Origin of the sequence: Streptomyces sp. NPDC046939 (assembly GCF_040644575.1) — a bacterium.
GTDB lineage: Bacteria > Actinomycetota > Actinomycetes > Streptomycetales > Streptomycetaceae > Streptomyces.
This window is the reverse complement of record NZ_JBEYWV010000051.1, coordinates 39,360-50,952: the sequence shown is the minus strand read 5'-3', so window position 1 is coordinate 50,952 and position 11,593 is coordinate 39,360. Positions and strand designations below refer to the sequence as shown.

Annotated in this window: 7 protein-coding genes and 1 pseudogene; 2 read left to right on the top strand and 6 right to left on the bottom strand. The window is 70.9% G+C overall.

Annotated elements, in window-relative coordinates; translation table 11 throughout:
* Positions 1 to 101: pseudogene (locus ABZ877_RS37745) on the top strand (DUF2252 family protein); the annotation flags it as partial.
* A gap of 41 nt (positions 102 to 142) precedes the next feature.
* Here the strand turns inward: ABZ877_RS37745 and ABZ877_RS37740 are convergent.
* From ABZ877_RS37740 to eccD, 6 genes are all read right to left on the bottom strand, one after another.
* The gene (locus ABZ877_RS37740; protein WP_361080803.1) at positions 143 to 589 is read right to left on the bottom strand and encodes a hypothetical protein; all 447 of its coding nucleotides are present in this window, start codon (positions 587 to 589) and stop codon (positions 143 to 145) included.
* Between the two features lie 9 nt (positions 590 to 598).
* Positions 599 to 1,354, bottom strand: a complete 756-nt coding sequence (dapB, locus tag ABZ877_RS37735) for a 4-hydroxy-tetrahydrodipicolinate reductase (RefSeq protein ID WP_361080801.1) — start codon at positions 1,352 to 1,354, stop codon at positions 599 to 601.
* A 39-nt stretch (positions 1,355 to 1,393) separates the two neighbouring features.
* On the bottom strand, positions 1,394 to 2,773 hold the full coding sequence (locus tag ABZ877_RS37730) for a pitrilysin family protein (RefSeq protein WP_361080799.1): 1,380 nt from the start codon (positions 2,771 to 2,773) through the stop codon (positions 1,394 to 1,396).
* Entirely contained in the window at positions 2,770 to 4,986 is a 2,217-nt protein-coding gene (locus ABZ877_RS37725) for a polyribonucleotide nucleotidyltransferase (protein ID WP_361080797.1), read from the bottom strand. Before ABZ877_RS37725 ends, ABZ877_RS37730 begins: the two co-directional genes overlap by 4 nt.
* 283 nt (positions 4,987 to 5,269) lie before the next feature.
* Entirely contained in the window at positions 5,270 to 5,557 is a 288-nt protein-coding gene (gene rpsO / locus ABZ877_RS37720) for a 30S ribosomal protein S15 (RefSeq protein WP_361080795.1), read from the bottom strand.
* A gap of 194 nt (positions 5,558 to 5,751) precedes the next feature.
* Positions 5,752 to 7,269, bottom strand: coding sequence for a type VII secretion integral membrane protein EccD (eccD, locus tag ABZ877_RS37715; RefSeq protein ID WP_361080793.1), 1,518 nt, complete (start codon positions 7,267 to 7,269; stop codon positions 5,752 to 5,754).
* A gap of 293 nt (positions 7,270 to 7,562) precedes the next feature.
* Here eccD and eccCa point away from each other — a divergent pair, with 293 nt between their 5' ends.
* Entirely contained in the window at positions 7,563 to 11,528 is a 3,966-nt protein-coding gene (eccCa, locus tag ABZ877_RS37710; protein ID WP_361080791.1) for a type VII secretion protein EccCa, read from the top strand.
* The last annotated feature ends 65 nt before the right edge of the window (positions 11,529 to 11,593 follow it).

Sequence of the window (11,593 nt, the reverse complement as noted above, 5' to 3'; positions counted from 1 at the left end):
GGGACCTCAAACGGCTCGCCGCCTCGCTCGTGCTCGCCGGGCGCGAGGCCGGAGCGGACGAGGACGCGTGCCGCACGGCGGCCCACGACGCCGACGGTGCGGGCCCCTTCTCTCGTGACAGGCCACGCGGCCCTCTCTCGTGTCAGGCCGCGCGCCCCTCCTGGAGCGCGATCGCGCGCTGCATCGCCTTCCGCGCGCGCGGGGTGTCCCGCGCGTCCTTGTACGCGACGGCGAGCCGGAACCAGCAGCGCCAGTCCCCCGGCGCGTCCTCCGTCTCGGCCTTGCGGCGGTGGAAGACCTCGTCGGCGGAGTCGCGGTCGATGCGGCCGTACTGATCGCGCCGCAGCTCGTCGACGGGCAGGCCGCCCTCCGCCTCCAGGAGCTCGGCGAGCCGGTTGGCCTTGCGGACGAACTGGGTGTTCGCCCACAGGAACCAGACGCCGATCAGCGGCAGGATCAGGACGGCGACGCCGAAGGTGATCGTCAGCGCGGTGCCCTGCCCGATGAGCATGACTCCGCGTTCGCCGGCCAGGACGAAGTAGACGATCAGGACGGCGGCCGTGACCGCGTAGGTGATTTTCGCGCGCATTGCCGCCGGTCAGCCGTTCAGGTCGAGGAAGTGTTCCAGGCCGAAGGTGAGACCGGGGGTGGTGACGACCTTGCGGGCGCCGAGCAGGATGCCCGGCATGAAGCTGCTGTGGTGCAGCGAGTCGTGGCGCAGGGTCAGCGTCTCGCCCTCGCCGCCCAGGAGGACCTCCTGGTGGGCCAGGAGGCCGCGCAGGCGCACCGAGTGGACCCGGACGCCGTCGACGTCCGCGCCGCGCGCTCCGTCGAGCGCTGTGGCCGTCGCGTCGGGCTGCGGGGCGCTGCCCGCCTTCTCCCGCGCGGCGGCGATCAGCTGGGCGGTGCGGGAGGCCGTGCCCGAGGGGGCGTCGACCTTCTTGGGGTGGTGCAGCTCGATGACCTCGACGGACTCGAAGTACGGTGCCGCGGCCTCGGCGAACTTCATGGTGAGGACCGCGCCGATGGAGAAGTTCGGGGCGATGAGCACGCCCGTCTCCGGCGACTTGGCGAGCCAGCCGTTCAACTGCGCGAGGCGGTCCTCCGTCCAGCCCGTCGTGCCGACGACGCCGTGGATCCCGTGGCGTACGCAGAACTCCAGGTTCTCCATCACGGAGTCCGGCGTGGTCAGCTCGACCGCGACCTGGGCACCCGCGTCGGTGAGGGCGTCCAGCTTGTCGCCCCGGCCGAGGGCCGCGACCAGCTCCATGTCCTCGGCGGCCTCGACGGCCCGTACGGCCTCGGAGCCGATGCGGCCCTTGGCGCCGAGAACCGCCACGCGCAGCTTGCTCATGTTCTTCCCGTTTCTTTCAGCGATGAGAGCGAAGAGTTCTTACGCGACCGCTTCGTGCAGGCGTGCGGCCTGCTTGTCCTTGAGCGGGCCGATGACCGACAGGGACGGGCGCCGTCCCAGGATGTCGCGTGCGACCTCGCGCACCTCGTCCGGGGTCACCGCGGCGATGCGCGCGAGCATGTCGTCGACGGACATCTGCTCGCCCCAGCACAGCTCGCTCTTGCCGATACGGTTCATCAGCGCGCCGGTGTCCTCCAGGCCGAGCACCGTGGAGCCGGAGAGCTGACCGATGGCACGGCTGATCTCGTCGTCGCTGAGCCCGTCCTGTGCCACCTGGTCGAGCTCGTCGCGGCAGATCTTCAGGACGTCGTGCACCTGGTTCGGGCGGCAGCCCGCGTAGACCCCGAACAGGCCGCAGTCCGCGAAGCCCGAGGTGTACGAGTACACGCTGTAGGCCAGGCCGCGCTTCTCGCGGACCTCCTGGAAGAGGCGCGAGGACATGCCGCCGCCGAGCGCGGTGTTGAGGACGCCCATGGCCCAGCGGCGCTCGTCGGTGCGGGCGAGGCCCGGCATGCCGAGGATGACGTGGGCCTGCTCGGTCTTGCGGCCGATGATCTCCATGCGGCCCGCGGCGCGCAGCGTCTTGCTGCCGGTGCGCGGGCCGACCGGGGCTGCGGGCTCGACGTCCAGGGCGCCGGCCCGCTCGAAAGCGGCGCGGACCTGGCGGACGACCTTGTTGTGGTCCACGTTGCCCGCGGCGGCGACGACCAGGTGCGTCGGGTCGTAGTGCTTCTTGTAGAAGCGGCTGATCCGACCCCGGTCGAGCGCGTTGATCGTGTCGACCGTGCCGAGGACCGGGCGGCCGAGCGGCGTGTCGCCGAGCATGGTGTGCGCGAACAGGTCGTGCACACAGTCGCCCGGGTCGTCCTCGGTCATCGCGATCTCTTCGAGGATCACGCCGCGCTCCGCGTCGACGTCCTCCTGCGCGATGAGGGAGCCGGTCAGCATGTCGCAGACGACGTCTATGGCGAGCGGGAGATTGCTGTCGAGCACGCGCGCGTAGTAGCACGTGTACTCCTTCGCCGTGAAGGCGTTCATCTCGCCGCCGACGGCCTCGATCTCGGCGGAGATGTCGAGGGCGCTGCGCCGCGACGTGCCCTTGAAGAGCAGATGCTCCAAGTAGTGCGTCGCGCCGTTGAGCGCGGGCGTCTCGTCGCGGGAGCCGACGTGCGCCCAGATGCCGAAGGTCGCCGAGCGGACGGAGGGCAGCGTCTCGGTGACGATGCGCAGACCGCTCGGAAGAGTGGTCCTGCGGACCGTCCCGGCGCCGTTCGCGCCCTTGATCAGGGTTTGGGTACGGGCGACGGCCCGCGCCTCCGAGGAGGTGCGGGCCGTCGCCTTGGTGGTACGAGACGTCACTTGTCGGTGTCGTCCTTCGCCTCGTCGCCCTCTTCGCCCTCGACGACGGGGATGAGGGAGAGCTTGCCGCGGGAGTCGATCTCGGCGATCTCGACCTGGACCTTCTGGCCCACACCGAGGACGTCCTCGACGTTCTCCACGCGCTTGCCGCCGGCGAGCTTGCGGATCTGCGAGATGTGCAGCAGACCGTCCTTGCCCGGGAGCAGCGACACGAACGCGCCGAACGTCGTCGTCTTCACGACGGTGCCCAGGTAGCGCTCGCCGACCTCCGGCATGGTCGGGTTGGCGATGCCGTTGATCGTGGCGCGGGCGGCCTCGGCGGCCGGGCCGTCGGCGGCACCGATGTAGATGGTGCCGTCGTCCTCGATCGTGATGTCGGCGCCGGTGTCCTCCTGGATCTGGTTGATCATCTTGCCCTTCGGGCCGATGACCTCACCGATCTTGTCCACCGGGATCTTGACGGTGATGATCCGCGGGGCGTTCGGGGACATCTCGTCCGGGACGTCGATCGCTTCCATCATCACGTCGAGGATGTGGAGGCGGGCGTCACGGGCCTGCTTGAGGGCGGCGGCCAGGACGGAGGCCGGGATGCCGTCGAGCTTCGTGTCGAGCTGGAGCGCGGTCACGAACTCCTTGGTGCCGGCGACCTTGAAGTCCATGTCGCCGAACGCGTCCTCGGCGCCGAGGATGTCGGTCAGGGCGACGTAGTGCGTCTCGCCCTTGATCTCCTGGGAGATCAGACCCATGGCGATACCGGCGACGGGGGCCTTCAGCGGCACACCGGCGTTCAGCAGCGACATGGTGGAGGCGCAGACCGAGCCCATCGACGTCGAGCCGTTGGAGCCGAGCGCCTCGGAGACCTGGCGGATCGCGTAGGGGAACTCCTCGCGCGACGGCAGGACCGGCACGATCGCGCGCTCGGCGAGCGCGCCGTGGCCGATCTCGCGGCGCTTCGGGGAGCCGACGCGGCCCGTCTCACCGACGGAGTACGGCGGGAAGTTGTAGTTGTGCATGTAGCGCTTGCGCGTCACCGGGGAGAGGGTGTCGAGCTGCTGCTCCATGCGGAGCATGTTCAGCGTGGTGACGCCCAGGATCTGGGTCTCGCCGCGCTCGAACAGGGCGGAGCCGTGCACGCGCGGGATGGCCTCGACCTCGGCGGCCAGGGTGCGGATGTCGGTGACACCACGGCCGTCGATGCGCTTCTTCTCCTTGATGACGCGCTCACGGACCAGGGACTTGGTCAGCGAGCGGTACGCGGCGGAGATCTCCTTCTCGCGGCCCTCGAACTGCGGGAGCAGCTTCTCGGCGGCCAGACCCTTGACGCGGTCCAGCTCGGCCTCGCGGTCCTGCTTGCCCGGGATGGTGAGGGCGGCGGCCAGCTCGGTCTTGACCGCGGCGGTCAGGGCCTCGAGGACGTCGTCCTGGTAGTCCAGGAAGATCGGGAACTCGGCGGTCGGCTTGGCGGCCTTCGCAGCGAGGTCCGACTGGGCCTTGCACAGAACCCTGATGAAGGGCTTCGCGGCCTCGAGACCGGCGGCGACGACCTCCTCGGTCGGCGCCTCGGCGCCGCCCTGGACCAGCTGGATGGTCTTCTCGGTGGCCTCGGCCTCGACCATCATGATCGCGACGTCGCCGTCCTCCAGGACGCGACCGGCGACGACCATGTCGAAGACGGCGTTCTCCAGCTCGGTGTGGGTCGGGAACGCGACCCACTGACCGCTGATCAGCGCGACGCGGACGCCGCCGACCGGGCCGGAGAAGGGCAGGCCCGCGAGCTGCGTGGACGCGGACGCGGCGTTGATCGCGACGACGTCGTACAGGTGGTCGGGGTTGAGCGCCATGACCGTGGCGACGACCTGGATCTCGTTGCGCAGGCCCTTCTTGAAGGACGGGCGCAGCGGGCGGTCGATCAGGCGGCAGGTGAGGATCGCGTCCTCGGAGGGGCGGCCCTCGCGGCGGAAGAAGCTGCCGGGGATCTTGCCCGCGGCGTACTGCCGCTCCTCGACGTCCACCGTCAGGGGGAAGAAGTCGAGGTTGTCCTTGGGGTTCTTCGAGGCCGAGGTGGCCGAGAGCACCATGGTGTCGTCGTCGAGGTAGGCGACGGCGGAGCCGGCGGCCTGGCGCGCGAGGCGGCCCGTCTCGAAGCGGATGGTGCGGGTGCCGAAGGAGCCGTTGTCGATGACGGCCTCGGCGTAGTGGGTCTCGTTCTCCACTAAAAATTCTCCGTTACTTTCGTCTGTTACGTCTTTTGTCCACTGCTGCCCGTGTGGCAGTGGGACGGAACGGAGAAGCGCGCCGTGAATGCGGGCCGGTCTTCGATCGAAGCTCCCGGGGATCCTCGTGCGTCTCCGGGGGCCACTACCGAGGACCGGCGGCGGCGATGGTGCGCTTCTCCTCTTCGTACGTCACCAGAGTACAAAGCGTCGGTGACAGTGCGCACGTACGGCAAAGGGAGCGGCCCCCTCGAAAGTGGGAACCGCTCCCCTTCACGCTGCTCTAGCGGGCGCCGGCGGCACCGCGGCGGATGCCGAGGCGCTCGACCAGCGTACGGAAGCGCTGGATGTCCTTCTTGGCCAGGTACTGCAGCAGGCGGCGACGCTGGCCGACCAGGATCAGCAGACCACGACGGCTGTGGTGGTCGTGCTTGTGCGTCTTGAGGTGCTCGGTCAGGTCCGAGATACGGCGGGAGAGCATGGCGACCTGGACCTCGGGGGAGCCGGTGTCGCCCTCCTTCTGGCCGAACTCGGCGATGATCTGCTTCTTCGTAGCGGCGTCGAGCGACACGCGTACTCCTCTGGGGTTTCAAGGCCGCCGAGCGCCCCTGGTCTACATCTCAGGGGAGCTTCCGTAACTCGGAGGCGGGATCCGCTGGGCGCTGCCCTCTAATCACGTACTAGGGGGCGCGTACACAAGCGGCCGTCACACAGCGTACCAGCCGCTCGGAGCGCCTCCGAACGGGTCCCCCTGTGCCCCGGGATTCAGCTCGTCATCGCGCGCGCGGACGCGTAGACGTCGAAGACGGCCAGGGCGAGCGGGATCAGGGTGAGCAGGACGAACGTCTCGGCGATCTCCAGGAAGCGCCCCCAGAACGGGGTGACGCCGCGGCGCGGGGTGATCAGGCCGATCGCGGTGACCAGGGCGGCGGCCGCGCCGATGGCGGCGGCGATCCACACGGTGCGGATGTCGAGCGAGGTGGTGTCGTGCTTGATGATCGCCTCGCGCACGTAGTCCATCGGGGGGTGCAGGGCGAGGCCGAGGCCCAGGAAGACGAGGGCGGCGAGGCCCGCCGCGAGGGTGGCGCCGACCTGCGCGGTGTAACGGAACAGGTGGGCGCGCATGAGCATCGCGATGCCGGTGGCGAGGGCGAGGAGCTGGCCCCACACGTTGCTGGAGAAGCCGAGGACGATCGACGCGCCGACGGAGACGAGGGCGCAGCCGCCGACGAGGCCGACGAGCAGTTCGTGGCCGCGCCGCGCCTGGGCGGCGATGCGCTCGGCGTCGACGGCCTCGTGCGGGTCGGCGGTCTCGCTCGTGGTGTCGTAGCCCGCGCGTGCCTGGTTGGGCGCCGCGAAGCCGATGGGCAGGCGGGCGAAGCGCATGGAGAGGCCGGGCAGGAACGCCAGGGCGCTCACGGCGAGCGGCGCGCAGATGGCGGCCGTCTCGATGGGCTTCAGGTCGGTGAGGTTGGCGACGAAGGTGGTGAGCAGCCCGATCAGGGAGGCGAAGACGAACGCCACGAAGGGGCCGTCGCCGCCGGGCGAGACCAGGGTGAGGACGACGGAGGCGACCAGGACCGCCGCACAGGCGAGGAGGAACTGCAGGCGGCCGATGCCCTGGCCCTCGGAGAGCGAGAGGAGTCCGGAGCCCGCCACCGCGATGTTCGGCAGGGCGCCGAGGCCGAGGGCGACCGCCGAGCCGCGGTCGTTGTAGACCCGCGCGCGGACGCACGCCAGGGTGACCAGGAGGACGCCCGCGATGGCGGCGAGGATGCCCTGGAGGCTGTGCATGTCGTGGCGGAGCTCGGAGCTCCAGGCCACGAAGGCGATCAGGGCGGGCAGGACGCCGCCCGCGACGAGGCCCGCCGCGCGCGTGAGGTCGCCGCTCCACAGGGTGCGGTCCTTGGTGACGGCGGAGGCGACGGCCTCGGAGACGTCGTCGTAGACGGCGGGCGGCAGCGACTCGGAGAAGGGGCGCAGCGTGAGCAGCTCGCCGTCGAGGATGCGCTGCGCGGCGAAGGAGCGGGCGCTGTCGAGCACCGTGCCGTCGCGGCGTACGAGGTGGTAGCCGACGGGGGCGCCCTCGGCAGGGCTCTGCTGGGAGAGCCGCAGGATCTCGGGGTACAGGTCGGCGACCGGTACGTCGTCGGGCAGCGCCACGTCGATGCGGCTGTCGGGCGCCACGATGGTGACGCGGCAGAAGCCGAGGCCCGTGCCTGCCGCGGCAGGGGCTCGCGTGCCCGTTGCCCCGGCTCGGCCGGCCGGCGCGGAGGCCGTCATGCTCACCTGCTGTTCCCCCTTGCTCTGTAAAGACTTTGTGTACGTTGCGCGGTGCGGCTCGCGGGGCCGGTCACACTCGCCCTTCCGGGCGGATTCCAGGGAAGGCGCACGTTCCGAACCGCGTCGATTGCCCGCTTTGTCTGGGCGTATTCGCAACTGCTCACGCGTACCTCCGGCACCCTACCGCCCGCCCGTGTCAGTGGTTGTCAGTAGGATCGCGAACCGCGATCGACGTCCGCCTGACACGGGGCGGCGGACGGAACAACTCGGTCCGGCAAGGGAATTGGTGCAGAGTGAGCCACATCGTCGTCAAGCGCCCACCTCGGGCACTGCCGTCCGAGGTGCCCACGCAGGAGGTGGTGCTCCAGCCGCCGCCGGAGCTCCCGCGGGGGCAGCAAGAGGGCGCGCTGATGCAGATCCTGCCCATGCTCGGCATGGGTGGCTCGGTCGTGTTCTTCTTCAACCCCCAGGCCCAGCCCTTCATGAAGATCATGGGCATGGTGATGGTGGCGTCCACGATCGCGATGGGCATCGCGATGCTGGCCCGCTACCGCAAGGGCAACCAGGGACAGATGGCGGACATGCGCCGCGACTACCTGCGCTATCTGTCGCAGACCCGGCGCGAGGCGCTCGGCACCGCCCGCAAGCAGCGCGACGCGCAGTACTACCTGCACCCTTCGCCGGAGCAACTGTGGGCGCTCGTCGCCGAGGGCAGCCGGGTCTGGGAGCGGCGCAGCGGTGACGAGGACTTCGGGCAGGTCCGCGTGGGCCTCGGCCCGCAGGGGCTCGCCACCCCGCTGGTACCGCCGCAGACCGCCCCGGTCGACGAGCTGGAGCCGCTGACCGCCGGCGCCATGCAGCGCTTCCTCGCCACGCACAGCACGCTGGAGGAGCTGCCGATGGCGGTCTCCCTGCGCGCCTTCTACCACGTGTCCGTCAGCGGCGAGCCGGACACCGTGCGCGGCTCGGCACGCGCCCTCGTCGCCTCGCTCGCCTCGCTGCACTCCCCCGAGGACCTCGTCATCGCGGTCGCCGCCGGGCGCGAGACCGTGCCGGAGTGGGAGTGGGCGAAGTGGCTCCCCCACAACCAGGTGCCGGGCATGACCGACGGCGCGGGCACCCGCCGCCTCATCTCCACCGACCCCACCGAGCTGGAGGACCTGCTCGGCACGCGCCTGGAGGGGCGTCCGCGCTTCCACCCCGGCGGCGCCCCCGTCCCCGAGCAGCCGCACGTGGTGGTCGTCCTCGACGGCGTCTCCCTGCCGCCCACCTCGATCCTCGCGAGCCCCGAGGGCCTGCAGGGCGTCACGGTCCTGGAGGTCGTCCCCGGCGACCTCGCGACCGGGCGCGGTGACCTCTCCGTCGTCGTCCACCCGAAGGTGCTGCGCCTGGAGTCCGCGCACGGCATGGTCTACGAGGGCACCCCCGACGTCCTCTCCTACGCCGCCGCCGAGGCGCTCGCCCGCCAGCTCGCGCCGCTGCGCATGGCCTCGGGCGGCGACAGCGACGACGAGCCGCTGCTCGCCAACCTCGAGTTCACCGACCTGATGAACCTGGGCGACGCTGCGACCGTCGACACCAAGCGCACCTGGCGCCCGCGCTCGCAGGCCGAGCGCCTTCGCGTCCCGATCGGTGTCGGTGACGACGGGCGGCCCGTCATGCTCGACCTGAAGGAAGCCGCCCAGGAGGGCATGGGCCCGCACGGCCTGTGCGTCGGCGCCACCGGTTCCGGCAAGTCGGAGCTGCTGCGCACCCTGGTCCTCGGTCTCGCGGTGACGCACTCCTCCGAGACGCTGAACTTCGTCCTCGCGGACTTCAAGGGCGGTGCCACCTTCGCGGGCATGGCCCAGATGCCGCACGTCGCGGCCGTGATCACCAACCTCGCCGACGACCTCACCCTCGTCGACCGCATGGGCGACTCGATCCGCGGCGAGCTCAACCGCCGCCAGGAGATGCTCCGCGACGCGGGCAACTACGCGAACATCCACGACTACGAGAAGGCGCGCGCGGCCGGTGCCCCGCTCCAGCCGATCCCCTCGCTCGTCCTGGTCATCGACGAGTTCAGCGAGCTGCTGACCGCGAAGCCCGACTTCATCGAGATGTTCGTGCAGATCGGCCGCATCGGCCGCTCCCTCGGCGTGCACCTGCTGCTCGCCTCGCAGCGCCTCGAGGAAGGCCGTCTGCGCGGCCTGGAGACCTACCTGTCCTACCGCATCGGTCTGCGGACCTTCTCCGCCGCCGAGTCCCGCGCGGCCCTCGGCGTCCCCGACGCCTACGAGCTGCCGAACGTGCCGGGTTCCGGCTTCCTGAAGTTCGGCACCGACGAGATGGTCCGCTTCAAGGCGGCGTACGTCTCCGGTGTCTACCGCACCGGATCGGCGCAGGTCACCACGGTCGGCGGGCCGCTCCCGGTCGACCGGCGCCCCGCGCTGTTCACCGCCGCCGAGGTGCCCGTGCAGTACGTCCCGGTGCCGCAGCAGCGGGAGGAGGCGCCGCGCGACGAGAAGGACGACGCGCTCGCCGACACCGTGCTCGACGTCATCGTGCGCCGCCTTGAGGCGCAGGGCCCGGCGGCGCACCAGGTGTGGCTGCCGCCCCTGGACAGCCCGCCGTCGCTCGACTCGCTGCTGCCCGGCCTCGCGCCCGTGCAGGGCCGCGGGCTCACCCAGCCCGGCTACGAGGGCGCCGGACGCCTCGTCGTCCCCGTCGGCCTCGTCGACAAGCCGTACGAGCAGCGGCGCGACCCCCTGTGGATCGACTTCGGCGGCGCCGCGGGCCACATGCAGATCCTCGGCGGTCCGCAGTCCGGCAAGTCGACGCTCCTGCGCTCGATCATCGCGTCGTTCGCCCTGACGCACACTCCGCACGAGGTGCAGTTCTACGGGCTCGACTTCGGTGGCGGCGGCATGGCGGCCGTGGAGGGCCTGCCGCACGTGGGCGGTGTGGCCTCGCGCCTCGACCCCGAGAAGGTGCGCCGTACGGCGGCCGAGGTCTACGGCGTCCTGACCAAGCGTGAGGAGTACTTCCGCACCGCGGGCATCGCCTCCATCGCCGACTTCCGCAACCGCCGCGCGCGGGGCGACATCTCGGTGGCCGAGCAGCCCTGGGGCGACGTCTTCCTGGTCATCGACGGCTGGGGCAACTTCCGCTCCGACTACGAGGCGTTGGAGCCGCTCGTCCTCGACATCGCCGCGCGCGGTCTCGGCTACGGCATCCACGTGATCCTCACGGCGTCGCGGTCCATGGAGGTCCGGGCGAACATGAAGGACCACCTCATGAACCGCCTGGAGCTGCGGCTCGGCGACACGATGGACTCCGAGTTCGACCGCAAGGTCGCGGCGAACGTGCCGACCGGCGTGCCCGGGCGTGGTCAGACCCCGCAGAAGCAGCACTTCATGGCGGCGGTCCCGCGCATCGACGGCCTGTCCTCCGACACCGACCTGGCCGAGGCCACGGCCGCGCTCTCCGCCGAGGTCACCCGGCACTGGACGCAGCCCGGCGCCCCGCCGGTCCGCCTCCTGCCGCGCGAGTTCTCCGCGCGCGAGCTGCCGCCGGGCGACCGCTTCCCGGAGCGCGGCATCTCCTTCGCGCTGGACGAGGACAACCTGGAGCCGGTCTTCGTCGACTTCGACCAGGACCCGTTCTTCCTGATCTTCGGCGAGAGCGAGTCCGGCAAGTCGAACCTGCTGAAGCTGATCATCCGTCAGCTCACCCAGCGCTACAGCGGCGACACCTGTAAGCTGTTCGTCGTCGACAACCGGCGCTCGCTGCTCGATGTCACCCCGGCCTCGCACCTGGCCGAGTACATCCCGATGTCGAACCAGATGGGGCACCACATGGACGCCCTGGCCGACCTCATGCAGCGCCGCACCCCGACCGCGGACGTCACGGCCCAGCAGTTGCGCGACCGCAGTTGGTGGCGCGGCCCCACGGTCTACGTCGTCATCGACGACTACGACCTGGTCTCCACCTCCAGCGGCAACCCGCTCTCGGGCATCACCGAACTGCTGCCCTTCGCGCGCGATGTCGGCGTCCGCTTCATCATCGCCCGCTCCACGGCGGGTGCCGGCCGCGCCGGGTACGAGGCGTTCATGCAGCGCATGAAGGAACTCGGCGCGCAGGGCGTCGTCCTCGCCGGCGACCCCAACGAGGGCGACCTGCTCGGCGGGGTCCGCCCGCGCCCGATGCCGCCCGGCCGGGGCACGTTCGTCTCGCGCAAGCGCGGCAAGCCCTTGGTCCAGGTGGGCCTGGAGCAGTAGACCCGCCCCGGCACTCTGGCCGAACCCTCGAAGGGGGCCGCACTCTGAGAACGAGTGCGGCCCCC